This window comes from Streptomyces sp. NPDC002309, from assembly GCF_053593375.1.
Genome location: NZ_JBSFCI010000006.1, coordinates 1 through 23,864, shown reverse-complemented (window position 1 = coordinate 23,864; position 23,864 = coordinate 1). Strand labels below are relative to the sequence as shown.

The window sequence follows — 23,864 nt, the reverse complement described above, 5'->3', positions numbered from 1 at the left end:
CGACCCCGAGGCCCCCTGGGCCGGCCGCGACCGAGGGCTCGACCGTCGGGCCGCGGTGGGCGGACGGCCCCTGACCCGCACTCGCGGACGGCAGCTGTCCCGCCGTTCTTGTGGTGGGCGGCGCCCGCTCTCACGCAGGTACCGAACCTCGCGCACGGTCTCGCCGGGTGCGTGGCCGCACCGCCGGTTGGGACGGAGGACTCGCGGGGCCCGCCCCGTCAGGGCACGCGGGCGGTCCACTCGGGCGAGGTGAACTTCGTCCGTGCCAGTTCCCGCGCGCGGGACAGTTCCGCGTCGGTCACCTCGCCGTCGCTGAGACCGTACCGGCCGCGGAACGAGTCAATCATGCGCGCGATCACGGCCTCCCGGGGCAGACCCGTCTGCCGGCGCAGCGGGTCGACCCGCTTCTTCGCGCTCTTCGTGCCCTTGTCCGACAGCTTCTCCCGGCCGATGCGCAGCACGTCGAGCATCTTGTCCGCGTCGATGTCGTAGGCCATGGTCACGTGGTGCAGCACGGCGCCGGGTCCGCCCTCGGGTCCCACGACGCGCTTCTGGGCGGCGCCGGCGATCTTGCCCTGGTCGGTGGCGATGTCGTTCAGCGGCTGGTACCAGGCGTTGATCCCCATGTCGCCGAGTGCGCCCAGCACCCAGTCGTCGAGGTAGGCGTAGCTGTCCTGGAAGGACAGGCCCTGCACCAGCGCTTCGGGTACCGACAGCGAGTAGGTGATGGTGTTGCCGGGCTCGACGAACATCGCCCCGCCGCCGGAGATACGGCGCACGACCTCGATCCCGTGCCTGTCCGCGCCCTCGGGGTCGACCTCGTTGCGCAGGGACTGGAAGCTGCCGATGATCACCGCGGGGGCGCCCCACTCCCACACCCTGAGCGTCGGCGCCCGGCGTCCCGCGGCGACCTCCGCCGTGAGGACCTCGTCCAGCGCCATGTGCAGCGCCGGAGCCTGCGGACCCTCGTGGATCAGCTGCCAGTCGTAGTCGGTCCAGTCGGCGGCGTGCGCGAGCGCGCGCCGCACCGCGATGGCGATGCCCTCCGAGGTCAGCCCGTACATGACCGTCCCCTCGGGCAGCGCCGCCTCGACCCGCGCCGCCAGTCCGGCCGCGTCGGTGTCGGCCGGGGCGCCGTCCAGGGCCCGGTTGACGGCGTCGAGCGCCTCGTCCGGTTCGAGGAAGAAGTCACCCGCCACCCGGGTGTGCCGCAGCACTCCGCGCTCGACGTCCACGTCGACATCGACGACGACGAGCTTGCCGCCGGGAACCTTGTACTCACCGTGCACAGCTTCGCCTTCCTTCGGTACTGCGGGGAAGAACCGGTCCCGGTCCTCGGATGTTCCCGGTCGGCGGCCAGGGTCCGGCGGACCGGCACGCGGCGACGCGTCAGCAGTTCACGGGGTGCTGGTCACGGGGTGCCATCCGGGTTCCAGGCTGTCCAGGAGCGCGTGGAAGGCCGCGTCCGCCCGCTCCCAGTGGTCGTCCACGAGCGGGGCGACGAGGAGACCGAACACCGCGTCCGTCAGGAGCGTGGCCTGCGTCAGAGCCCGGCCCTGGTCCATGCCGAAGTCGCGGAAGACCGACGCGAGCAGTTCCGTCCGCGTTCGCCGTAACAACGTCCGGAGGAGACGTGGCGCACAGTGGAAGGAGGCGGATGCGCCGGCACGAGGCCGCCGGGCGGTCAGCTGTTGCGGAGGTCGCGGCGCGCATCGACCGTTGTTAGTAAGCGATCGAGACTGTCACCTCTTCGAACCAAATGGCGGCAGGGACCGGTAGGCGGCATGGCAGGCCATCGACATCAGTCCGGGCTTCCGATTCCCCGCGCCCTCGACGAGCTGATCCTCACCATGATCCTGCTGTTCATGGTGGTGACCATGGTGCGGTGGCTGCGCGATCCGGCCTCCCCGCTGTACGTGAGCCGGCTTCACCTCGCACTGCTCGTGGTGGCCGTGGCCTCGGGCCTGCTCGTCGTCGCGCTGATCCTGTCTCCCTTCGGACGGCGCAGCGGCGGCCACATGAACCCCGCGGTCACGGTGGCGCTCTGGCTGATGGACGTGTTCCCCGGCCGTAGCGTCCTGCCCTACGCCGCCGCCCAGATGACGGGTTCCGTCGCCGGTGTGGCGCTGGCCCGGCTGGTGTGGGGGCCGGTGACGTCGAGTCCGTCGGTCGGCTATGCCGCCGTCAGACCCGCTCCCGACTGGGACGGCTCGGGGGTGTTCCTGGCGGAAGCCGGCTGCTTCATCGTCCTGACCCTGGTGATCGGATTCTTCCTGGCCCATCCGGCCCGCGCGAGATGGCTGCCCTATGTCGTCGGCCTGTGCATCGCCCTGATCATCGTGTGTCTGGGGACGCAGAGCGGCGGCTCGGTCAACCCGGCCCGGCACCTCGGGCCGGCCCTGTTCGCGGGGGACTCCGGCGAGTTCTGGATCTACGTCCTGGCGCCGGTCGTCGGGGCCGTGCTCGGCGCCTCCGTGCACCACCTGCTGATGCGCCGTTTCCACACGCACCAGCCCCTCACCTACAAGCTCGGCGGCGCCCCTCGGCAACCCCAGGAACAGGACGAGTCCGCATGAAGGACGTCATGGATCACCCCCACGACCCCCTGTCCGTCGGCGGCCGGCAGGCAGGCGGCCCGCCCAGGCCGATACCGCTCAACTTCTTCGGAATGCCCTTCGGCCTGCTGGGCCTGGCGAGTGCCTGGCTGACGGCCGCCCAGTACCAGCGCGCGCCACGCGTCGTGGGCGAGTGGCTGCTCGCCCTGGCGGCCGTGGTGTGGTTGCTGGTGACCATCGTCTACCTCAGACATGCCGTGCGGTCACGTTCCTTGTCGCGCGATCTCACCGATCCGGTGGGCGGGCCCTTCGCCGCCCTGTCCGTGGTCGTGCCGATGGTGATCGCCGCGTACGGCCTGTTCCCTCTGGCGCCGGTGGCCGGCCGCGTGGTCGTGGACGTCTTCCTGGTCCTCACCGTGCTGCTGGGTGCCTGGTTCACGGGCCAGTGGATCTACGGCCGGCTGGACGTCGACCGGTTCCACCCGGGCTACTTCCTGCCCACCGTCGCGGGCGGCCTGCTGGCCGCGGCGTCGGCCGCCGCCGTGGGGCAACACCGGCTGGGCGTGGCGATGTTCGGCCTGGGATCGATCTGCTGGCTCATCCTCGGCTCGGTGATCATGGCCCGGCTGCTGCTGCGTCCGATGCTGCCCCCGCCCCTGCAGCCGACCCTCGCCATCGAGATCGCCCCCGCGGCAGTGGCCACCATCGCCTACTTCGCTCTCTTCAGTGACTCCGTCCACACCGTCGACACCGTGGCGGCCGTCCTCGGCGGCTACGGACTGCTGATGATCCTCACCCAGCTCAGACTGCTGCCCGCCTTCCTGAAGCTGCCCTTCATGCCGAGCACCTGGGCGTTCACCTTCAGCTGGGCCGCGGCGTTCTCCGCGGGAATCCACTGGACCGAGCGCCTTCGGCCGCCGGGAGCGGGCGTGTACACCTCCGTCCTGCTGGGTCTGATCAGCGCGTTCGTGGGCGGGGTCGCCGTGCGTACGGTGATGGCCGCCGCCCGGCGTCAGCTCGTGCCCGCTGCTCCACCCCCGCCGCCCCCGGCGGCGACGGAGCAGCGGGCGGCCGCCGGTTGAGGCCCGCGCCGTCGGCCGCGCTCACTCGTCGGACGCGGCCTGCTGAAGCCGCTCGGCCGGACGGCCGCGGGTCACGCTCCACGCGTGTCCGTCCGGCTCGACGACGCCGAAGTGATCGGCTCCGGGCGACTCGACGTAGGTGACGTCCCCGCCCTTGGCCGCGGCGGCCTCCGCGTAGGTCCGGGCGTAGGCGGGCGGGATGACCTCGTCGGCCGTTCCGTGGACGAACGAGGCGGGACAACCCGGACGGGGAGCCCGCCGGCCGATATCGTCAGCGCGAGTGACGGTTCATGCAGGTGAAGGACTTCGGGGACATGAAGGGGGAGACGCGGCATGCGGCGCAGTGAAGGCAAGGTGGCGGATCCGGATGTCGGCGTCCTGAGCGCACGACTGCTCTTCTCGGTCCAGAAGGAACTCTTCCAGAAGCTCGCCGAGCAGGGCCATCCCCGACTCCGTCCGCAACACGGCGCCGTCCTGGGGTTCATCGACGAGGAGGGCAGCCGGGCCACGGAGCTCTCACGGCTGTCGGGGACGCACAAACAGGTCATCGGGAACCTGATCGACGAACTGGAAGCCCTGGACTACGTGGAACGGCACCCCGACCCCAGGGACCGCCGCGCCAAGCTGATCATGCCCACCGCGCTCGGGCGTGACCAGATGCGCAAGGCCGACGCGATCATGGCCGCCATCGAGCGGCGGCACGCCGAGGTGGTCGGCGAGCGGGAGTACCAGAACTTCAAGCACGCCTTCCGGCAGATCACGGCCCTGCAGAGGCAGCAGTTCGACGAGACCCCCACCGGGCGGGCGCAGCCTCCGGCTGCCGGGGACTGACCCGTCACGGCACAGCGGCAGGTTCAGGTGTCTGGCCGTCGGCAACGCCTCCACCGCCGACGGCGCCCGGCTGTCCCTGCAGCCCTGCTCCAAATCCGCCGCCCAGACGTTCGCGCTCGTCGGCTGAGCATCTGCCGCCTCGCGTGCCTGCGGGGCCTGGCACACCTGCCAGGGCCCCGCTCGCCCGCGTCGGACGGGCACGCGCTCAGGCGGCGAGGCCCTCGATCGCCACACGGAGGTGACGGGGGCCGCGCAGCACGGCGTTGGCGCGGTAGGGCGGCTGCTCGTCCAGGAGCCGGATGCCCTTGACCCGGCGGAACAGCTCGCGCAGGGCGAGTTGCGCCTCGATCCGGGCGAGCGGGGCACCGAAGCAGTAGTGGATCCCGCTGTAGAAGCCGAGGTGTTCGTTGTCCTCACGGTCGGGAACGAACCGCTCGGGGTCCCTGAAGCGCGCGGGGTCGCGGTTGGCCGCGGCGATCATGAGCCAGACCGGTGAGCCCTTGGGGATGGTGACCTCGTCGACGTCGATGTCGGCCAGCGTGATGTTGATGGGCACGAACTGGACGGGCGGCTCGTACCGCAGCGCCTCCTCGACGAGGGGGACGGTGAGTTCGACGTCGTTCTGGAACCGCTCCAGGACGTCGGGGTTGCGCAGCAGGGTGAGGGTCGTGTTGGTGATCAGGTTGACGGTGGTCTCGTGGCCGGCGACCAGCAGCAGCACCGCGGTCGCCACCAGGTCCGCCGGAGTCATGCTGCCGCCGGGGCCGGTATCGGGGGCGAGGGCGCTGAGGAGCCCCGGACCCGGGCGGCGGCGCTTGGCCTCGATGAGTTCGGACAGGTAGGCGCCCAGTTCCCGGCGGCCCTGCTGGGACCTCTCCTGGCCGACGCCGCCGTGCTGGGGGTCGATGCCGGACGCCACGGCGTCCGCCCAGCCGTGGAAGCGGGGTTCGTCCTCGTGCGGCACGCCGAGCACCTTGCAGATGGCGGTGACGGGCAGGGGGTAGGAGAAGTCGTCGACGATGTCGATCTCGTCCTTGCCCTCGAAGGCGTCGATCAGTTCGGAGACGACCGTGGCGAGTTCTCCGCGCAGGTCGTCGACGAACCTGGGGCTGTGCGGGGGCCCGAACGGCCGGTTCGCGGTGGCGCGCAGCCGGTCGTGGTCGGGCGGGTCGGTCAGGATGAAGCTCGGCGGCAGGCCCGTCTCCTCCTCGGACTGTCCGGGACGGGTGTAGCCGGGCGGACGGTTGCGCGGATCCTGGCTCAGCCGTGGATCGTTGGCGAGGCTTCGCACCGCGTGGTAACTGCTGACCAGGTAGGTGCCGTCGTCCTCCCGCAGGACCGGTGTCTTGCGCAGTTCCGTGTACAGCGGGTACGGATCGGCGCGGTTGGCGTAGTCGAGGATCTGCGCGGAGAGGGTGCCGGACGTCATGGTGTCTCCTGGGGGCTCCGGGCGGTACAGGGCCGGGGATCGGCGGCACGGGGCCGGGGATCAGGCGTGCGACGGAACGAACTCGACACGCCGCTCGCTCGGTGCGTGACCCGACAGCGTGACGGTGGCCCCGTGGCTGGGCAGATGGGGGTCCGGGAAGTCCGGGTCGATGCTCTGCAGCGTGGCGGTCCGGCGGTTGACCATGCGGTAGTCCGGCGGGAACGGCGCGGCGGCCGCGATCTGCTCCTCGTAGAACCCGAGCCATCTGCCTCCGTCGAAGGACGCCGCGGCGATGACGCGTCCGCGGTATCCGTACACCGCGACGAACCGCTCCTCGGCGAGCGCTCCCTGGGCGATGACCATCTGCTCGCCCAGCGGTGGGATGCCCACGGACTTGATGTTCACGTGGAACTGCGACGACCAGAACATCGGCAGCCACAGGTGCGGACGGCGGTCGGGTCCCGCGCAGATCATGTTGTGGGCGGCGACCTCCGCCTGTTCGACGGCGTTGCCCCAGTGCTCCAGCGACAGGAACTGGTAGTCGAACAAGGGGTGGGGGCTGCGCGCCACGTCACCGGCCGCGTAGATGTCGTCGGTGACGATGCCGTTGACGTCGAACACCCGGCACCCGGCGTCGCAGGCGATGCCGCGCGGCCCCGCGGCCACACCGGAGCCGGCGAGCCACTCGGTGTTGCGCATGGCACCGAGCGAGACGACCGCCACGTCGATGTCGATCGCCGTGCCGTCGGAGAGATGGGCGCGCTTGAGCCGTCCGGCATAGTCGCCCTCCAGGGCGGTCACGCTGATGCCGCAGCGCAGGTCGACTCCGTTCCTGCGCTGCATCCGGTCCGCGACCGCGCCGATCACCCCGCCGAGCGCACCGGCCAGCGGAGCCGGGCCGCGCTCGGCCACCGTGACCTCCAGGTTCAGCTCCCGGCAGGCGGAGGCGACCTCGCAGCCCGTGAATCCGGCGCCGATCACCAGCACCCGGGACGGACCGGCGTCCAGTTTGCGCTTCAGGCGGGCGGAGTCGTCGCGGGTCCTCAGCACGAACACGCCGTTCAGCGCCGCCTGTTCCGAATGGAACCAGGGCCGGGCCCTGGTCCCGGTGGTGATCAGCAGCCGGTCGTAGGGGACGGTGTCGCCGTTCGCCAGGCGCACCTGCTTGGTCTCCCGGTCCAGGCTGACGGCGGCGGCCCCCAGGCGCCATGCGGCATCGACCTCGCGCCGCCGGGGCAGTGCGGTGTCCTCGGCCCGCACCCGCCCGAGCAGCGCCTGCTTGGACAACGGCGGCCGGTCGTAGGGCTCGTAGGGCTCGTCGCCGATCATGGTGAGCGATCCGGCGAAACCCTGGTCGCGCAAGGTCTCGGCCGCGCGCAGGCCCGCGAGGGAGGCGCCCACGACGACGATCCGGCCCTGCCTGCGCAGGACTTCGACGTCGGTGTCAGCCGACATGGGCCTCGACCACCTTCGTCGGCTCGTCGGAGTAGTCGACGAGGATGGCCTGCACCGGGCAGGCGGCGGCGGCCACTTCCACCCGTTCCCGCAGCCCCTCGTCGAAACGAGGCGAGAACAACAGCGCCTCGTCGCCGTGAAGTGCGAACACGTCAGGGGCGAGGAAGACGCACTGGGCGTATCCCTGACACCGGTTGAGATCGACGACAAGCCTCATCTGGAACCCGCTCCCTGCGCGGGCCGTACCCTCACGGCCCGCGGCACTCTGCGCTCGGTCCATACGGTTCGGCGGGCATGCCTCCCATTCAGGATCGACCCCCGCCGGGGAAGTGCGCAACGCGAGGGCCGGGCGCCCGCGGGCTCACAGGCGGATGACGACGAGGGCGATGTCGTCGCGGGCTCCGCGGGTGACGCGGAGCCGGTCCAGCAGGGCGTCCGCCAGTGCCTCGGGGGCCAGCTTGCTGAACTTGGAGAGGGCCGAGGTGAGACGGGCCAGACTGACGTCGATGTCCTCGTCGTGCCGCTCGATGAGCCCGTCGGTGTACAGCACGAGGGTGTCGCCCGGTGTGTAGGACACGCCTGCCTGGGGGCGGGGGACGTGGTAGGGACGGGCGCCCAGCGGTGGATCGGTGGCCTGGTCCAGTAGTTCCCAGGTACCGCCGGGATGGAGCAGGACCGGGGGCAGATGCCCCGCGTTGCTGTAGATGATCAGCTGGCTGCGGGTGTCGATGAGTACCTTGACGGCGGTCGCGGCGGTCGCGCCCTCCAGGGAACGGGCGTACAGGCCGAGGACCTCCAGCGCCTGGGCGGGGCTCGGGATGGCCCGGATGGCGGCGCTCAGCGCGCTGCGGAGCATGCCCATGATGGCCGCGGCCTGCAAGCCGTGTCCGACGACGTCCCCGACCGCGGCGGAGTAGCGGTCGGGAGGCAGGTCCACGACGTCGTACCAGTCGCCGCACACGTTGAGCGACTTCGTCGCGGGCAGGTACCGCACGGCCATGTTCGTGTGCCGCTCCAGGTCCGGGGCCTGGAGCATGGCTTCCTGCAGGGCGACGGCCACCTGGCGTTCGCGGGCGTGGGCCTGGCGCAGTTCCTGGTTCAGCTGGTGCAGTTCCTGGGCCCGCACGTAGAGCTCGGCCGCCAGGCCCTTCTCCCGTTCCGTGAACTCCTGTGTGAGCTGGTGCGCCCGCCCGGAGTGGATGAAGGCGGTGACGTCCTCGGAGCGTTGCACGATCCACGTGACCTTGCCGTCAGGACCGGGAACGGGCGTGTGGACGTCGGACCACCACCGCTCCTCGAACCCGTCCAGGTGGTCGGCCGAGGGGATGTCGTACCGCTGCAGCACCAGCGTGTCCGCGACGCCGGTCTCCTTGACCCGCTGCAGTGAGGCCATCACACACCGGGCGTCCTCCGGGGTGTCGGGGTTCGCCGGCAGGGCGTCGAAGAAGTACCTGCCGATCAGTTCGTCCCCACCCCGCCCGGTGGCCCGCACGTACGCCTCGTTCGCGTAGCGGACCACCAGGTCCGTGTCCAGCATCAGATACGGGCTCGGTGTGGCGTCGAAGAAGGCCGTGAAATCGATGTCGGCTGCCATGGCGCGGTCTCCCAGCCAGCAGGCGCCGTCACCCGCTCCTACCAATCTAAGAGGGATGGGCCCGGCGGGCGCACCAGGACCGGTGGACGTGTACCCGCCGCACCGGCCCTGGAGCCCGGCGGGCCGGGAGTGCCCCTTGCGACACCGGCCGCGACCGGTTCACCGGCGCGGCGCGCGCACCTCCCGCCCGGGGTGGGCCCACCCCGGGCGCGGCCGATGCGGACGGGGCCGTGGGAGTCCTTCGCCTCGGCGGGGTGGCCGGAGCGGGTCCGGCGCTTGCTGAGGGAACCGGCCCGCCGCGCGGCCCGGCGCCTGGACGGGACGGGCCGCGCGGCGGCCGTCGTCCCCCTGTAGACCGCCCGCGCGGCGTCCCGGGGCGCAGATCGTGACGGTCGGACCACGGCGCGTCCCTGCAGCTCCAGGGTGGCCCGCTCCGTCCCCCGCGCGGGTGGCGGACGGGGCGGACTGGCGTCAGGCAGGCTCGGCCGGCGCCGGGCTGTCGTCGAGGAAGCCGCCGGACTGGTGCTGCCAGAGCTTCGCGTAGACACCGTCCGTGGCCAGCAGTGCGTCGTGTGTGCCCTGTTCGACGACCCGCCCCTGGTCGAGGACGACGAGCCGGTCCATTCCGGCGACCGTGCTCAGCCTGTGGGCCACCACGAGCGCGGTGCGTCCTTCCACGAGCCGCCACAACGCCTCCTGGACGAGGATCTCGCTCTCCGAGTCCAGGGCGCTGGTCGCCTCGTCCAGCAGCAGGATCGGCGCGTCCCGCAGGATCGCCCGGGCGAGCGCGACCCGCTGGCGCTGCCCTCCGGACAGCTTGATCCCGCGCTCCCCCACCATGGTGTCGAAGCCGTTCGGCAGGGCGTCGGCGAACTCCGTGACATGCGCCGCCTCGGCCGCGCGGCGGATCTCGGCGTCACGGGCGTCGGGCCGGGCGAAGGCGATGTTGTCGCGCAGTGAGCGGTGGAACATCGCCGGGTCCTGCGGCACATAGGCGATCAGGCTGCGCAGGTCGGCCTGGCGCACTCTGGTGATGTCCTGACCGCCGATCAGGATCCGTCCGCCGTCGATGTCCGTCATCCTCAGCAGCAGCCGGGTCAGCGTGGTCTTGCCGCCGCCGGAGCGTCCCACCAGACCGACCCGTGCGCCGCTGGGCACGTCCAGGTCGAGGCCGTCGAACAGGGGCCTGCCGCCGGCGTGGGCGAAGGTGACCTTCTCGAAGCGGACACCGGCCTCCCGCCGCAGCAGTGGTTCCGGCACGGGCGGATCGAGCACCGTCGGAGGCGTCAGCAGCAGTTCGGTGAACTGCGCGGCCTCCGTCATCGAGCTCTCCAGCCTGCGGTAGATCTGGTTGAACTCGAACATGATGCGCGTCGCGTTGGAGTAATAGGTGAACGCGACCACGATCGCCTCCACGCCGTGCGTGCCGCCGGCCAGCATGACCGCGACGAACAGGCCCAGCGCGTTGGTCAGTACCGACATCGGCGCGACGAACGTGTCGATGCGCAGGTTGCCGTAGTCCCACGACCGCAGGGTGAGCCGCCGGGAGGCCGCGACCCGGGAGCGGTGCTCGGCGGCCTCGCGTTCCTCGGCGGCGAACGCCCGTACCGTGTCCATGTTCATCAGGCTGTCGGCGACATGCCCCGACACCCTGGCGATCGCCTCCTCGCGCTGGTCGACGAGCGCCTGACGGCGCCGGATGAGCGGCACCACGCACACGGCCGTCAGCGTGATCATCACCAGCAGCCCGACAACGAGCAGCGGTTCGTAGCGCCACAGCACCACCGCCCCGAACGCCAGCGGCAGGAAGCTGCCCGCGATCTGGAACGTCAGCGTGTCGACGAACTGCTCGAACCGGGAGGCGAAGCTCAGGACGCGCTTGGTCAGCGACCCGGCGAAGTTGTCGTGGAAGAACGCGGCGTCCTTGGCGAACAACTCGTCCATGCCGATCACGTACAGGTGCTCGATGCCGAGGGCGTCCAGGCGGTTCAGGCAGTGCAGTGCGACGCGCCACAGGGCCTCCGCGAGCAGCAGCACACCGACGAAGCCCAGGACGTACGGCAGCGCGGACTCCACGGTGAGGTCCGTGCCCCCGGCCACGTCGCCGACCAGCTTGGCGACGATCAGCGGAGCGACGTAGTTGATCCCGATGTTGCCGAGGGCCGTCAGCAGCATCGCCGGCCCGGTCAGCCATCGTAAGCGGGTCAACTCCCGTCCGTAGTAACGAAGTGCGAGCAGCACCGAGCGCTTGCCCGGCAGCACCCTGCGCGGTTCGGGCGTTCCCATCCCACCTCCTCGGTCGTCGCGGCGACGCCGCGTTGATTACATGGAGTGACTCGACGAGTACGCAGTGTCCCGTGCCGGCGGGCGCGCCGTCCAAGTGTTTTCCGGGAGGGAGCCATGGCCGGAGACCGTGGGGCGGCAGCGCGGGCACCACTTCCCACTACCCTCAGTAACATGATCAACTTCTGCCTCGGACGTGCCGTCGCCTCACCCAGGCACCCGTTCGACCGCAGCCCCTCCCGTCCCAACTCCGAGGACATCGATGTCATTTCCGAGTGATGCCCTGCAACAGGCGCGCGCCGACCACGAGCAGCACGTGCGGACCTGCCGGCAGTGCCATGCCGACACGGTGCCGTGCGCCGTCGCCAAGCACCTGCTGCGCCTGTACAACAACGCCCGGCGCCAGACCGCCCGCCCGGGCCACGGCCACTGACGGTCCCTCCCCGCCCCGGCCCCGGTGTTCCCGCGCACCGGGGCCGCTGCCGTGCGCGGGGACATGGCGCGGCACGGCATGTGGGCAGATCCGCGGCCACCGCGGCTCCGAACAAGCTGTGAGGGCGTCGGTTCGCCCTCCCGTGACCGGTCCACCGGCGTGCGCCGCCGCGCCTCCTGCGGAAAGGTGATGTCTGTCAGGCGGACGGGCCTGCACGAGGTGCGCTTCTCCCCTGGAGGAGCCACTGTCGAGCAGAGCTGAGGGGCGGCCATGAAGCGTGGAAATGAGGCAGGCGCGGAACGCGACGCGCCGGCCCGCAGGACCCGGTCGTCGGACGACGTCCGGGTGGACGAGCTGCTGACGCGTGCCGCCCACGGCGACGAGCAGGCCTTCGCCGGGGTGTACGACGCGCTCGCGCCCCCGGTGATGGGACTGGCCTGGCGGGTGCTGCGCAACGAGGCGCTGGCGGAGGAGGTGACCCAGGACGTGATGGTGGAGGTGTGGCGTACCGCCGACCACTTCCGCGCCGAACGCGGACCGGCCCGCGCCTGGGTGCTCACCGTCGCCCACCGCAGGGCGGTCGACCGTGTGCGGTCGGTCGCCGCCGGCAAGGCACGTGAGTTGCGCACCGCCGTCCTGGAGCAGGAGCGGCCGTTCGACACGGTGGCCGAGGAGGTCGAGGTGCGTGAGGACTACCGCGTCGTCTTCCGCTGTCTGTCCGGGCTGTCCGGACAGCTGCGACTGCCGCTGGTGCTGGCCTACTACGAGGGCCTGACCTACACGGAGGTGGCCGATTGCCTCTCCACTCCCGTCGGAACCGTCAAGTCGCGGATGCGTCTGGGACTCCAGCGCCTGCGTAAGTGTCTGGAGAGCCGGTCATGAGGCCCCCTGCGGACCTCTGCGCGGACGTCGGCGCGTACGCCCTGCACGCCCTGCCTCCCGATGAGGAAGCGGCCTTCGTGGACCACCTGGCCACCTGCCCGGAGTGCCGGCGCGAGGCCGACGAGGCGTCGCTGACCCTGTCCTGGATGGGTTCCGCCGAGGTTCGCGAGCCCTCACCCGACCTGCGCCGGCGCGTCCTGGAGCAGATCACCACCGGACGCCGGGAGCGGCCCGTCGCCCCTCGGCAGGAACGCCTGGGACAACGGGGCCTCCTGGTGGCGCTGGCCGCGTCCGTGGCCGCCGCCGCGAGTGTCGGAGGTATCGCCTGGTGGCAGCACTCCGAAGCGGACACCAACCGTGAGCAGGTCGCCGACGCCCAGGCGGAGACCCAGGCGCTCGTCGGCCTGCTGGCCGCCACCGACGCCACGATGAGCACCGCGCGGCTGCCGGACAGCGCGACGGCGAGCGTCATCGCCTCCCGGGCCCAGGACCGCACCGCGTTCATCGCCTCCGGTCTGCCGCCCCTGCGCGAGGGGCAGGTCTATCAGCTCTGGTACGAACGGGCGTGGGAGTACCGTCCCGCCGGCCTGCTGCACTCCGCGGGCGGTCGCCAGGCCCAGGTCCTCGCCGGGCCCCTGAACGGGGCCACCGCCGTCTGTGTCACCGTCGAGGCCGCCGAGGGCGCGCTGCAGCCGACCAAGGCGCCGCTTGCCAGGATTCCCGTGATCAGCTGATCGAGGACGCCCGAAACCCCTGCGGACACGCGGGGAACGGCGGACCCGACACCGGGGACCCATGACGCGGAACAGACCCATGACGCGGAACAGACCCGACTGACGCGGAACAGCCCCGACACCGGGACACGCCCCATGACGCGTCGCGGCCCCGACACGGGGACAGGCGCCGCGGAGCCGGCCGCGGCGCCTGTGTGCGTGTGCCCGAGGACCCTGACGGCGTCCCCGGCGGTGTCAGAGGATCCAGCCCTGCGCCGCGCTCGGCTCGCGGGCGACGAGGTCGTGGTGCGGTGCCTCCGGGTCGTCGACGTCGACGTCGTCACCGAAGACGGCCTCCACCCAGCTGGGCCGGTAGACCGTGTCGAGGTAGCGCTCGCCGAGGTCCGGCGCGATCGCGACCGGCGTGAGTCCGGCTCTCTCGTGCCGGTCCAGCCAGGACATCGCCCCGCTGACCACCGTCCCGGTCGAACCGCCGAAGAGGAAGCCCTTCCTCGCCATGCCGCGGCAGGTCCGGACGGTGTCGGCCTCCTCGACGCGCACGACCTCGTCGACGTACGACTCGTCGAGCAGCGGCGGCCTGAGGCTCATGCCCAGTCCGGGGATCATCCGGCGGCCCGGCGGGTCGCCGAAGATGGCCGAGCCGACACTGTCCACGGCGACGATCCGGACCCTCCGGTGCCAGGACCGGAACCAGCGTGCGCACCCCATCAGGGTGCCGGTGGTGCCGACGCCGACGAAGAGCACGTCCAGCTCGGGGAAGAAGCGCGCGATGGCCGGAGCCGTCGTGAAGTAGTGCGCCTTCCAGTTGTCGGGGTTGGTGTACTGGCTCAGCCACACGTACCGGTCGTCCCCGGCGCACAGGGTGCGCAGATAGGCCAGACGCGCCCCGAGGAGGCCCCCGCCGCCCTGCTCCTGGGAGACGACGTGCACCTGGCTGCCGAGTGCTTCCATCATCTGCCGGGTCGCGAGGTTGCAGCGGGAGTCCGTCACGCAGACGAAGCTGTAGCCCTTGCAGGCCGCGATCATGCTCAGGGCCACGCCGAGGTTGCCCGACGAGGACTCCACCAGGATCGAGTCCTTCGTCAGGACCCCGCTCCGCTCGGCGGACTCCACCATCTCGTTCGCGGCCTTCAGCTTGATGGAGCCGGCGAAGTTGAACCCCTCGCACTTGAGGAACAGCCGGTGTCCGAACATCGACTCCAGGTCGACGTACAGGTCCTCCTCGTTGAAGGCCTGGGGTACGGATATGACTGGCACGATGGCCTCCTCGTCCCGATCGCCGCAACGCCGACGGGGCGGCGGGTGAGCCGCCCTCAGCCGTGCCGGCGCATCTCGTGGAAGAAGTTGTCGATGATCCGCAGATCGCCGGAGCGGGCCACCTCCTCGTAGACGAACCTGCCGACCGCGAGGTCGAGGACGCCGAGACCGAACGGCGAGAACACCACGGGCCTGTCCGGTGGCACCGCCACCCGGCCGGCCAGTACGTCGTCGAGCGTGCCGAGCAGGAAGTCGCGGTTTCCGGTGAGGTTCTCGGTGAGGTGCGGCGAGGTGCCCGCCCTGAGGCAGTGGTCGACGTCGTCGACCACGTTGGTGGCGGACAGCAGCACCTCGGGTGCGAGGTCGCGCAGTGACACGTGCAGGACCACCGGGTCGTGGCGGAACCAGGCGGGGTCCTGGACGTGCGGACGGTCGGCGACCGTCGCGAAGACGATCAGGTCGCTGTTGCGGACCAGGTCGCGCGCGCTGTCGTGCACGGTGACGGGCCCGGCGCCCGACTGCTCGAGGTAGGTCCGGAAGTCCGCCGCGCTGCCGGCGGACAGGTCGTGCACGCCGACGGCGTCGAAGGACCAGCCGGTGGCATCCAGGTAGGTGTGGATGTAGCGGGCGATCAGACCGGCTCCGACGAAGCCCAGTCGGGTGGGGCGGGGGCGCCCTCTGCTGAGCCGGTCGGCCGCCGACGCGGCGGACGCGGCGGTCCTCACGGCACTGATGATCGAGGTCTCCAGGCACGCGTAGGGGTAGCCCGTGGCGGGGTCGTTGAGGATGAGCACGCCCGACGCCCTGGGGATGCCCGCGGCGACGTTGGTGGGGAAGCTGGAGATCCACTTCAGGCCGTCCACCCTGCTCTCGCCGCCGAGGGAGGCGGGCAGGGCGATGATCCGGGCGGTCGGGCGGTCGGGGAAGCGCAGGAAGGACGACGGCGGGTTGACCGTACGGGCCGACCCGTGCAGCCGGTACGTCGCCTCGATCACCTCCACCATGGCCTTCTCGCGTCCGTCGAGGACCTGCTTGACCTGGTCGCCGGGGATGACGGCGAACGGCGGTACGACGGGAACGCCGGGCCGGCGCTCGTCTTCGTGGGCGGCACGCACGGTGGTCATGACTCTGCCCTCCCGAGGTGGTCGGTACGGACCGGGTCCGCCATGGCGACGACGACGTCCCGCGGTCCTTCGTACGCCTCGCGGCTGTGCGCGGTGCGGATGTTGTCCACGAGCATCAGGTCCCCGGGTTGCCATGCCCGGCGGACGGTGTGTGCCTGGTAGGCGCCGTTGATCTGCTCGACGACCTCCCGGGGCACCACGTCACCGTTGCCGTACCGGGTGTTGAAGGGCAGGTCGTCGGGGCCGTACTCCTCGACGAGGAACTCGCGCACCTCGGGTGCCATCGTCCACTCGTTGAGGAACGCGACCTGGTTGAACCAGCACCGCAGGCCGGACACGGGGTGCCGGACCACGGCGCGCCGGTGCTGGCGGGTCCGCAGCGAGCCGTCCGGCTGCCAGGAGCAGTCGATGTCGTGGGCGCGGCAGTACGCCTCGACGGCGTCGTGGTCCTCGGTGCCGAACGCCTGGCCGAGCGTCGCGCCGATCTCGTCGTTGTAGGTGCGGGTGAGCAGCCAGCCCTCCCGCTCGAACCGGTCGACGAGTTCGGCCGGAAGCGCCTCCAGCACGGCAGCGGAGTCCGCCACGGGGGTGGCGCCGCCGGTGGTGGGCGGCCGCAGACAGGCGAACAGCAGCAGTCCCGGGCACTCCAGGGCGTAACTGAGCTCATGGTGCATGCACATGAGCTGGTTGGGTGGCCACGCCGACGACGAGTAGACACCTTCCGCGTACCGGTCGCGGGCGGCGAACGCCTCCCGCTCGGTCACCGGACGGTCCGACACCCGGTGGAGGACCGACTCGACGTCGGCCGCGGTGCTCAGACCGAGGCCCTGGACCGTGACGGCGCCGTGCTCGACGAGGGACGCGCGCAGTCCGTCGCGGTGGCGGGCCACCCAGACCGCCGCGTCCGTGACTGCCTCGGCCTGGAGGACCGGGGGGTCGCCGGGAGCGTGGAGCGTGGTGCTCGCGGCGGTCGGAGGCGGCGTGACGGGGGCCGTGTGCCTGCGGAACAGTGAGGACAGCATCGTGTTCTCCTCCGGACGGCGGACTACGGTTCGGCGGGCGGGAAGGCGGCCGGGACCAAGGTCCGCGCCGCCTCCGCCGGTCGGGTGCGCAGGAAGCGGCGGCCGCCGGACACGTGCCGCACCTCGACCTCCTCGGCCACAAGGCGCCACTCGCCGGGCTCCCGCGCCGCGCCGGCGGTGTCGCTCTCATCTGACGTGGCGGCGGCGACCAGCACGGTGACCGGAGCCGTCAAGGGCTCCGCCTCGCGCGGAGGGCGGAAGGCGGACGGCACGGACAGGAACACGCCGCCGACGGCGACGCCGTCGCGCTGGAGGGTCCGGGCGGTCTCCAGGGCCGGTACCGCGCCTGTGCCGTCACCCCACAGCAGGATGCGGGGCGTACCGAGCCGGGCGGTCTCCTCGGCGATCCGGGCCGGGTCGGGGTGCTCGACGACGTGGACCGCCACCGTGTGGCCGTCGTCGACCGCCCCGGCGCGCAGTGCCTCGGCCAGGGGCGCGAAGTCCGCGCCGGAACGGCCGGTGCCGGGGAAGCAGATCAGCGCGGCCCGCGCGGGCGCGTCCGAGGACGACAGCGTCCCCAGTACCCGCGCCGCCTCGGTCTCCGGGGCCGGGCCGCCCGCCGCACGGGTGTCGAGGAGACGGGCCAGATCGGCGAGCACCGGATGTCCGGTGAGGTCGCGCAGGGAGACCATGTGGTCCAGGGCCACCGCGAGCCGGACGGCCGACAGCGAGGTGCCGCCGAGGTCGAAGAAGCCGTCGCCGCGGCCGACGCGCTCGGACGGTATGCCGAGGACGGCCGCGAACTTCTCCGCGAGCCGCTGTTCGGTCGGCGTCCTGGGGGCGTCGTGGGCCTCGCGGCCCGTGGCGGCCTCCTCCACGAGCGCCGCCAGCGCCTTCGTGTCGGTCTTGCCGTTGGCGGTGAGCGGCAGTCGGGGCAGTTGACGGAGGGACGACGGGACCATGTACGCGGGAAGCAGTTCGCCGAGCCGTTCACGGACGTCCTCGGGCGCCAGGGTCCCGCCGCCGGTGTAGAAGGCGGCGAGTTGCCGCCCGTGTCCGTCGCCGGTCACCACCACCGCGCCGTCCCGCACGCCGGGGACCCGGAGCAGGGTGTTCTCCACCTCGCCGATCTCGACGCGGAATCCGCGGATCTTGACCTGGCCGTCGCCGCGCCCGAGATACTCGAGCTTCCCGTCCGGCAGCCAGCGGCCGAAATCGCCGCCGCGGTACAGCCGCTGCCCCGGACGGTACGGGTCCGCCAGGTAGGCGAGCCGGGTGCGCTCGGGATCGCGGACGTATCCGCGGCCGACGCAGACACCGGAGAAGACGATCGCGCCGGGAGCGCCGAGCGGGACCAGCCTCAGGGTCTCGTCCACGACGTAGACGCGCACGTTGTTGACGGGCCGGCCTAGCGGGACACCGCCGGGCGCCGGCGCGGCGTCCAGGACCTCGTGGTTGGTGTCGTCGGACGTCTCCGTCAGCCCGTAGGCGTTGACCAGCCGGATCCCGGGCCCGGTGGTGAACCAGCGCTGGGCGAGCTCACTCTTGAGCGCTTCTCCCGTGACCGACACACAGCGCAGGTCGGGCAGGTCGCGAGGGCCGCGTTCGAGGGCGGACAGGATCACGTCGAGGTAGGACGGCACGACCTGGAGCACCTCGACCCGGCCCTCGACGAGCGTGTCGAGGAACCGGTCGGCGTCGAGGATCGCCTCCTGCTCGACCAGCAGCGTCCGGCCCCCGGTCAGCAGTCCGCTCAGCAACTGCCACAGCGAGATGTCGAAGCACTGCGAGGCGGTCTGCGCGACGACGGTGCCCTCGCCGATGTCCAGGTCGTCGATCTTGGCGTACAGATGGTTGAGCAGGCCCGCGTGCTCGCACATCGCGCCCTTGGGCTCACCGGTCGAGCCGGAGGTGAAGAACATGTACGCGAGCCCGTCGGCCGGCACCGCGATCCCCAGGTCCGATCCGTCGGTCGTCTGTTCGATGACGTCCGGGACGAGCAGCGTACGGACGCCGGGCAGCCCGTCGAGGGCCCGGTCGAGGTTCGTCGTGGCGCCGGGCTCGGTCAGCACGATGCCGCAGGCGGCGCGGGTCAGCACGGTCGTGATGCGTCCGGGCGGGTAGTGCGGGTCGACGGGAAGGTAGGCGCCGCCGGCCTTGAACACGGCGAGCACGGCGGCCAGCCAGTTCAGGTCGCGCCCGGTCACCACGGCGACCGTGTCCTCGCGGCGCAGCCCCTGCGCCAGCAGGGCCCGGGCCAGCCGGTTGGCCCGGACGTTCAGCTCCGCGTAGGTCCACCCGCGGTCGCGGTGCACGGCGGCGACGGCGTCCGGGTGGACGCGCACGCGCTCCTCGAACAGTTCGTGGCAGCGCCGGTCGGGCAGATCCCGTGACGGACCGGCGAGTCCGTCGATCTGGAACCGGACCTCCTCGGCCGAGAGAAGACCGCTCCGGTCGTGCGGCGTGTCCGGGTCGGCGGCGATCTGCTCGAGCGCGGCGAGATGGTACCCGGCGATCCGGGCCGCGCAGTCGGCGTCCAGCCGGTCGGTCCGGTAGCGCAGGCGCAGCGCGCGCCGGTCGTCCTCGTACGGGGCCGTCACCGTGAGCACGGTGCCGTTCCGCGGCGCGGGCGCGCGTCCCGACGGGTCGAACACCGCGTCGGGGCGGTGCGCTCCTCCCGTGAGCGGCGGCGCTCCGACGCCGGTGCCCGAGCGTGCCGACAGCAGCCTCGTCTCGGCCTCGTGGGCGTCCAGGAGCAGTCGACGCCATGTGCCGGGCCCGACGGCGACCCGGACGGCGCGGGTCTCCGAGTCGCCCGGGGCCGCGTATCCGGTGCGGACGACGGGGTCGCCGGAGAGCGCGGCGAGCACCTTGACGTGCGCGGCCAGGAACACCGCCGTGAGCGGCACGCCCAGTTCCCGGGCCCTGAGCTCCAGGGCAGCCGTCACGTCCGCGGGGACGGGCGTGACGTGCTCGGCGGTGCCGGGGGCCGGCTCCCGCGTCCAGCGCGGTACGGCCGTGAAGTCCTCGTCCGGCGCGCCGGCGACCACCGGGGCGGGGTCCGCGGCCGGCGCGGCGCCGGGGCGGCTCACGCCGGACGGTGCGCCGCCGCCGTGGGTACGGCCTTCGGCCGGTGCCGTCACTCTCGCCATCAGCCTTCACCTCCGCCGTCGACGGGTGCGGGGCGCGCGGGGTTGCCCGCCCAGTGGGCGCCTTCCGGGACCGCCTCGCCCTTCATCAGGAAGGAGTCGGCGGCCAGTACGGCACCGTCGCCGAACCGGACGCCGTAGTGCACGAACGCTCCTACGCCGAGGGTGCATCCGGAGCCGATCTCGCTGCGGTCCGACTTGAACGCGGCGTCCTCCTGGGAGTGGCACTGGACGACGCTTCCCGCGTTGAACGTGCAGTTGTCGCCGATGGTGACCATCTTGCGTTCGGTCACGGCGAGTCCGTCGTCGAACAGCCTGGCGCCGACGCCGACACCGAGCATGCGCCACACGAGGCCCTTGAACGGGGTGCCGTTGAGGGCCTGCACGAACGTCTCCGCGGGCACCTTCCAGTACCGCTCACGCCTCCAGAAGCGGAGGTCGTAGATCGAGCAGAACAACGGCCCCGGAGGGTGAGCCGCCGCCACGATCCGTTCGAGGACGACGAAGTACAGGACGGAGAAGGGCAGCACGAGAGCGTTGGCCAGCGCGATGCTCGCCGCTCCCCACTGCGGGTACAGGCTCGCGGCGCACGAGAAGAGCAGGGTGACGCAGAAGAAGTACAGCCAGCCGGCGAACAGGTAGTACGCCATCGACACGGCGTTGTGCCGGTTCTTGGCCGCGAGCCCGCGGCGCAGGCCCTCGCCCTCCGTCAGCTCGTCGAAGCTGCTGTCCCGCGCCACCGACCTCGGGATCTCGAAGCTGGGTGACCCGAGAAGTCCCACGTCGTGCCGGACCGGTCCGTCGACGGGGACCATCACCTTGGTCGCCAGCAGGCAGTTGTCACCGGTCCTGCCGCGCGCGGGATAGGCGATGCGGTTCCCGAGGAAGTTGTGCGCCCCGATCACGGTCCGCGACACGCGGAAGGACGTGCTGGAGTAGTCGGCGTTCATCACGGAGAGGCCGTCGGCGACCATGGTGCCCGAGCCGACCACGCTCATGAAGGGGCTCTCGTGCTTGACCCGGGTACCGAAGTTCGACCCGGTCTGCTCCACCCGGGACAGGTCGTACCCGATGCGGCGCAGGTAGTGCACGATGAGGCTGCTGTCACCGGACAGGCGGGTGTAGAACCTGTTGTTGGTCATCAGGAATATCGCCCGGTGCACGGCATGGTGGAAGCCGTAGAGCGGGTACGTCCGCCCCGGAGTGAGAAACCGGGCGAGCAGCCGTGGGACGGTGCCGAGTACCAGCAGACCCGCCGGTATGGCACAGACGAACACCACGGCCGTGACCATCAGCATGTCCCCGTAGAAGCCCCAGCGGGCCAGGGAGGTCTCCGCCGGTACCGGAGCACCCGTGCTCTCCAGAACGCGCGAGAGCAGCACGTCCAGGCAGCCCACCAGCAGCGGCACGTACACCAGCACCGCGCTCACCAGCAGCACCGCGCCGTGGGCCCCTCGCCGCAGGGTCCCGCACGGCCGGGCCTCGACCGGCTGGAAGTCGGCGTCCGTGGGCTGACCCGGCGAGCCGTGCCAGTGCTCGCCGTCGGGCACCCGCTGCCCGGTGTGGAGCGCCGAAGCGTGGCCCAACTGGGCCGCGTCGCCGAGTGCGGTGCCGATGTCCAGCACCGTCGCCTCGCTGACGACCGCGTCACGGCCCAGGGTGACCGGGCCCGTCTCGATCACGCCGTCATGGGCGCGATAGCCGTTGATCAGCGAGTCCTTGCGGATCAGCGCGCCGTCGCCGATGGTCAGCAGGTCGGTGCAGACGGGCATGCTCCGCGACAGGACGGTGACCCCGCGTCCGACGCGGGCGCCCAGCGCCCTGAGGTAGAGCGGGTACAGCGGCGACCCGGCGAACAGGACGACCGGGCTCGACCGGATCAGCGTCTTGACCAGCCAGAAGCGGAAGTAGGGCAGGCTCCAGACGCGTATCCGGCGCGGTTTCCACCGGCCGATCAGCAGCCATTTCACGATCACCGGCAGGGCGCAGACGAGCACCAGCAGCACGGCACCGAACGCGACCGACCGGAGATAGACGCGCGGCAGGCCCTGTCCTGCCGAGATCCAGTCGTAGCCCCAGGTCATCACGACGGCCAGCAGGCCGGCGTAGCCGAGATAGCTCAGCAGTTGCAGGGCACCGCAGAGCACGTAGTGGGGCCGGCCCACCGCTTGTGCGGGTGGCCGTGCCGAGGAGGTCACCGGTGGCGTCCGCGGAACCTCGTCCTGGCGGGTCCCGTCCGTCAGGGCGGCGGCCAGCGCGCTGATGGTCGGATACCGGTAGACGTCGCGCATCGACACCGACGGCAGGTCGGGCCGTTTCCTGACCTTCGCGCAGAAGTGCGCCATGACCAGGGAGTCGGCTCCGAGGTCGTTGAAGAAGTGGCTGTCGACAGGCACGTCGTCGAGCTGCGCGACGTCCGCGAGCAGCCGGGCGAGCGTCACTTCGGTACCGGGGACGGTGTCCAAGGCCCTGAGCTGCTGTCCCGTCATACTCACTCCTTCGGCTGGGGCGGCCGGCCGTCCTGTTCTGCCACCTATTCGTCGCCGACGGGGCGAGGTATGACGCAGCCGCCGAGGTTCTCCCACCGTGCGCGGCGGGGCGCCCTGAGTGACGGCGCGGCCCGCGCCCGCCGGACGGCTGCCGCGGGTGCCCGCGGGGCCCGAGCAAGTGGCGGACGCGGGTGCGTGGCGACGGTGGGAGGGCCGGAATCCGGCCGCGCCGTCACCTCCCGGCCACGCCCTCCCTCGCCGGACCGGCGGCATTCGGGCCCTCGGGCACCGGTGGCCCGGCGTCCGGCATAGTGTTCCCTCGGCATCGGCAGGGCACCGGTACGGCACAGGGGGAACGCATGAGGGCTCGGACCGTTCCGAGGTGGACGTCGGCACTGGACTCCGTGGTGGTGTACGCGCAGGGCGCCCTGTGCCGTCGGCTCGCCCGCGGCAGCCTGCCGGCCGACGGGCGGATACGGGTGACCGGCCTGCCCCGGTCGCTGGACCCCGGCTTTCTGCGGGCGCGCGTCGTCGGCACGGCCGGGGTGCGGGTCACCGAGGCCAGGGTGGAGGCCGAGGCGGAACCTGCCGGCACCCACCCGACCGGTGAGCTGCGGCGTGAGGTCGAGCGGCTGCGTGACATCCGGGAGGCCGTCGACGCCCGCCGAGGCAGACAGCGGCGGCTGATCGAGGAGACGGCGGCGCTGCGCCCGGTCCCGCCGCCCCGCGCGAAGGACGAGCCGCACCGCCGTACCCCGGTGGACGCCTGGCTGGAACTCGCCGACTTCGTCGACGGGCGTCTGACCGTGCTGCACTCCCGGCTGCGTGAGCTGGACGAGGAACTGAGGAGCGTGGAGCACGAGCTGGACGTCGCGGCGGACAGGCTGTCCCGCGCCTCCACCGCCGCGTCCGCGGCGCACGTGGAGACCACGCTGTGCGCGGCGGTGACCCTCACCGGCACCAGTGACACGGACGTCGAGGTGGAGGTGGAGTACGGGGTGCCCGGCGCCGTCTGGGTACCCTCCTACCGGCTCACCCGGCGCCAGGACGAGGGCGAGGGACGGCTGCTGCTGCGTGCGGCGGTCGCGCAGCGCACCGGCGAGGACTGGAACGGGGTGCGCGTCGCGCTCGCCACGGCCGACCTGAACCGCCGCACCGACGCGCCCAGGCTGCGCTCGCTCCGCATCGGACGCGGCCAGCCCGCTCCCGCGCCCCCGGGCTGGCGCGAGCCCCCGCGCGGACTGAGCGACCTGTTCAGCGGGTACGACACGGCGGGACCGCGCCCCGGCGCCGGAGCGTCCGGTGGCGCGGTGACAGCCGCACCGGTTCCGCCGTCGATGCCCGACCCCCTGCCGCCGCCCCCACCGCCGCCTCCGCCGCCCGGGAGCTACGGCGCGCCGTCCACGGTCCTGCCGACCCCCGGCGGCGCTGTGCCCGGACCGCCACCGGCTAGCGGCGGGCAGGAGCACACCAGGTTCCGGTCACCGAACGCCTGGTCGATACGGCGCACCGGCGGCCAGTACTTGTCGGCGACCGACACGCCGT

18 protein-coding genes and 1 pseudogene are annotated in these 23,864 nt (G+C 71.9%); 7 read left to right on the top strand and 12 right to left on the bottom strand.

The features are described 5' to 3' along the window. Window positions 1-218: 218 nt before the first annotated feature. Both ACWCPM_RS07085 and ACWCPM_RS07080 read right to left on the bottom strand, forming a co-directional pair. Complete coding sequence (locus ACWCPM_RS07085; RefSeq protein WP_450975112.1) at window positions 219-1,289, bottom strand: lipoate--protein ligase family protein; 1,071 nt, start codon at window positions 1,287-1,289, stop codon at window positions 219-221. A 108-nt stretch (window positions 1,290-1,397) separates the two neighbouring features. Beyond that, window positions 1,398-1,619, bottom strand: a complete 222-nt coding sequence (locus ACWCPM_RS07080) for a hypothetical protein (RefSeq protein ID WP_450975111.1) — start codon at window positions 1,617-1,619, stop codon at window positions 1,398-1,400. A gap of 165 nt (window positions 1,620-1,784) precedes the next feature. Here ACWCPM_RS07080 and ACWCPM_RS07075 point away from each other — a divergent pair, with 165 nt between their 5' ends. From ACWCPM_RS07075 to ACWCPM_RS07065, 3 genes are all read left to right on the top strand, one after another. Next, a complete protein-coding gene (locus tag ACWCPM_RS07075) occupies window positions 1,785-2,576 on the top strand; it encodes an MIP/aquaporin family protein (protein ID WP_450975110.1) in 792 nt (263 codons plus the stop codon). 8 nt (window positions 2,577-2,584) lie between these two features. Next, window positions 2,585-3,637 (top strand): SLAC1 family transporter, encoded by a 1,053-nt coding sequence (locus tag ACWCPM_RS07070; RefSeq protein WP_450975109.1) that lies wholly within the window; start codon window positions 2,585-2,587, stop codon window positions 3,635-3,637. 333 nt (window positions 3,638-3,970) lie between these two features. Continuing rightward, window positions 3,971-4,468: a MarR family winged helix-turn-helix transcriptional regulator gene (locus tag ACWCPM_RS07065; protein WP_450975108.1), complete on the top strand. Its 498-nt coding sequence runs from the start codon at window positions 3,971-3,973 to the stop codon at window positions 4,466-4,468. 205 nt (window positions 4,469-4,673) lie between these two features. Here ACWCPM_RS07065 and ACWCPM_RS07060 read toward each other — a convergent pair whose 3' ends face one another. The 5 genes from ACWCPM_RS07060 to ACWCPM_RS07040 all read right to left on the bottom strand — a co-directional run bounded on the left by ACWCPM_RS07060 (window position 4,674) and on the right by ACWCPM_RS07040 (window position 11,232). Continuing rightward, complete coding sequence (locus tag ACWCPM_RS07060; RefSeq protein ID WP_450975107.1) at window positions 4,674-5,897, bottom strand: cytochrome P450; 1,224 nt, start codon at window positions 5,895-5,897, stop codon at window positions 4,674-4,676. Between the two features lie 60 nt (window positions 5,898-5,957). Beyond that, window positions 5,958-7,352 (bottom strand): NAD(P)/FAD-dependent oxidoreductase, encoded by a 1,395-nt coding sequence (locus tag ACWCPM_RS07055; RefSeq protein WP_450975106.1) that lies wholly within the window; start codon window positions 7,350-7,352, stop codon window positions 5,958-5,960. Beyond that, a complete protein-coding gene (locus ACWCPM_RS07050) occupies window positions 7,342-7,569 on the bottom strand; it encodes a ferredoxin (protein WP_450975105.1) in 228 nt (75 codons plus the stop codon). The genes ACWCPM_RS07055 and ACWCPM_RS07050 overlap by 11 nt, the downstream gene beginning before the upstream one ends. 144 nt (window positions 7,570-7,713) lie before the next feature. Further along, complete coding sequence (locus tag ACWCPM_RS07045; protein ID WP_450975104.1) at window positions 7,714-8,946, bottom strand: PP2C family protein-serine/threonine phosphatase; 1,233 nt, start codon at window positions 8,944-8,946, stop codon at window positions 7,714-7,716. 471 nt (window positions 8,947-9,417) lie between these two features. Further along, window positions 9,418-11,232, bottom strand: coding sequence for an ABC transporter ATP-binding protein (locus ACWCPM_RS07040; RefSeq protein WP_450975103.1), 1,815 nt, complete (start codon window positions 11,230-11,232; stop codon window positions 9,418-9,420). Window positions 11,233-11,491: 259 nt separating this feature from the next. Between ACWCPM_RS07040 and ACWCPM_RS07035 the strand changes: the two genes are divergently transcribed. The 3 genes from ACWCPM_RS07035 (at window position 11,492) to ACWCPM_RS07025 (ending at window position 13,278) form a co-directional block, all read left to right on the top strand. Continuing rightward, window positions 11,492-11,662, top strand: coding sequence for a hypothetical protein (locus ACWCPM_RS07035; RefSeq protein WP_450975102.1), 171 nt, complete (start codon window positions 11,492-11,494; stop codon window positions 11,660-11,662). Between the two features lie 270 nt (window positions 11,663-11,932). After that, entirely contained in the window at window positions 11,933-12,544 is a 612-nt protein-coding gene (sigK, locus tag ACWCPM_RS07030) for an ECF RNA polymerase sigma factor SigK (protein ID WP_450975101.1), read from the top strand. Next, window positions 12,541-13,278: an anti-sigma factor gene (locus ACWCPM_RS07025; RefSeq protein ID WP_450975100.1), complete on the top strand. Its 738-nt coding sequence runs from the start codon at window positions 12,541-12,543 to the stop codon at window positions 13,276-13,278. The genes sigK and ACWCPM_RS07025 overlap by 4 nt, the downstream gene beginning before the upstream one ends. Before the next feature lie 234 nt (window positions 13,279-13,512). Here the strand turns inward: ACWCPM_RS07025 and sbnA are convergent, their stop codons facing one another. From sbnA to ACWCPM_RS07000, 5 genes are read right to left on the bottom strand one after another with little or no spacing between them, the layout of a single operon-like run. Further along, window positions 13,513-14,535 (bottom strand): 2,3-diaminopropionate biosynthesis protein SbnA, encoded by a 1,023-nt coding sequence (sbnA, locus tag ACWCPM_RS07020; RefSeq protein WP_450975099.1) that lies wholly within the window; start codon window positions 14,533-14,535, stop codon window positions 13,513-13,515. A gap of 56 nt (window positions 14,536-14,591) precedes the next feature. Continuing rightward, complete coding sequence (sbnB, locus tag ACWCPM_RS07015; RefSeq protein ID WP_450975098.1) at window positions 14,592-15,659, bottom strand: 2,3-diaminopropionate biosynthesis protein SbnB; 1,068 nt, start codon at window positions 15,657-15,659, stop codon at window positions 14,592-14,594. Further along, window positions 15,656-16,681, bottom strand: a complete 1,026-nt coding sequence (locus tag ACWCPM_RS07010) for a TauD/TfdA family dioxygenase (protein WP_450975097.1) — start codon at window positions 16,679-16,681, stop codon at window positions 15,656-15,658. The genes sbnB and ACWCPM_RS07010 overlap by 4 nt, the downstream gene beginning before the upstream one ends. Before the next feature lie 23 nt (window positions 16,682-16,704). After that, window positions 16,705-19,833, bottom strand: coding sequence for a non-ribosomal peptide synthetase (locus ACWCPM_RS07005; protein ID WP_450975096.1), 3,129 nt, complete (start codon window positions 19,831-19,833; stop codon window positions 16,705-16,707). Continuing rightward, the gene (locus tag ACWCPM_RS07000) at window positions 19,833-22,319 is read right to left on the bottom strand and encodes a Pls/PosA family non-ribosomal peptide synthetase (protein WP_450975095.1); all 2,487 of its coding nucleotides are present in this window, start codon (window positions 22,317-22,319) and stop codon (window positions 19,833-19,835) included. Before ACWCPM_RS07000 ends, ACWCPM_RS07005 begins: the two co-directional genes overlap by 1 nt. A gap of 359 nt (window positions 22,320-22,678) precedes the next feature. On the opposite strand from ACWCPM_RS07000, the pseudogene ACWCPM_RS06995 reads away from it, so the two are divergent. Beyond that, window positions 22,679-23,776: pseudogene (locus ACWCPM_RS06995) on the top strand (DUF4139 domain-containing protein); the annotation flags it as partial. Window positions 23,777-23,864 lie beyond the last annotated feature (88 nt).

Excerpts from the sequence above, each read along its gene's own strand:
- ACWCPM_RS07045 (WP_450975104.1), bottom strand. The coding sequence starts at position 8,946 with ATGGCAGCCGACATCGATTTCACGGCCTTCTTCGACGCCACACCGAGC.
- ACWCPM_RS07010 (WP_450975097.1), bottom strand. The coding sequence starts at position 16,681 with ATGCTGTCCTCACTGTTCCGCAGGCACACGGCCCCCGTCACGCCGCCT.
- ACWCPM_RS07065 (WP_450975108.1), top strand. The coding sequence starts at position 3,971 with ATGCGGCGCAGTGAAGGCAAGGTGGCGGATCCGGATGTCGGCGTCCTG.
- ACWCPM_RS07025 (WP_450975100.1), top strand. The coding sequence starts at position 12,541 with ATGAGGCCCCCTGCGGACCTCTGCGCGGACGTCGGCGCGTACGCCCTG.
- sigK (WP_450975101.1), top strand. The coding sequence starts at position 11,933 with ATGAAGCGTGGAAATGAGGCAGGCGCGGAACGCGACGCGCCGGCCCGC.
- ACWCPM_RS07005 (WP_450975096.1), bottom strand. The coding sequence starts at position 19,833 with ATGGCGAGAGTGACGGCACCGGCCGAAGGCCGTACCCACGGCGGCGGC.
- ACWCPM_RS07075 (WP_450975110.1), top strand. The coding sequence starts at position 1,785 with ATGGCAGGCCATCGACATCAGTCCGGGCTTCCGATTCCCCGCGCCCTC.
- ACWCPM_RS07055 (WP_450975106.1), bottom strand. The coding sequence starts at position 7,352 with ATGTCGGCTGACACCGACGTCGAAGTCCTGCGCAGGCAGGGCCGGATC.
- ACWCPM_RS07050 (WP_450975105.1), bottom strand. The coding sequence starts at position 7,569 with ATGAGGCTTGTCGTCGATCTCAACCGGTGTCAGGGATACGCCCAGTGC.
- ACWCPM_RS07000 (WP_450975095.1), bottom strand. The coding sequence starts at position 22,319 with ATGACGGGACAGCAGCTCAGGGCCTTGGACACCGTCCCCGGTACCGAA.
- ACWCPM_RS07035 (WP_450975102.1), top strand. The coding sequence starts at position 11,492 with ATGTCATTTCCGAGTGATGCCCTGCAACAGGCGCGCGCCGACCACGAG.
- ACWCPM_RS07070 (WP_450975109.1), top strand. The coding sequence starts at position 2,585 with ATGGATCACCCCCACGACCCCCTGTCCGTCGGCGGCCGGCAGGCAGGC.
- sbnB (WP_450975098.1), bottom strand. The coding sequence starts at position 15,659 with ATGACCACCGTGCGTGCCGCCCACGAAGACGAGCGCCGGCCCGGCGTT.
- ACWCPM_RS07060 (WP_450975107.1), bottom strand. The coding sequence starts at position 5,897 with ATGACGTCCGGCACCCTCTCCGCGCAGATCCTCGACTACGCCAACCGC.
- ACWCPM_RS07040 (WP_450975103.1), bottom strand. The coding sequence starts at position 11,232 with ATGGGAACGCCCGAACCGCGCAGGGTGCTGCCGGGCAAGCGCTCGGTG.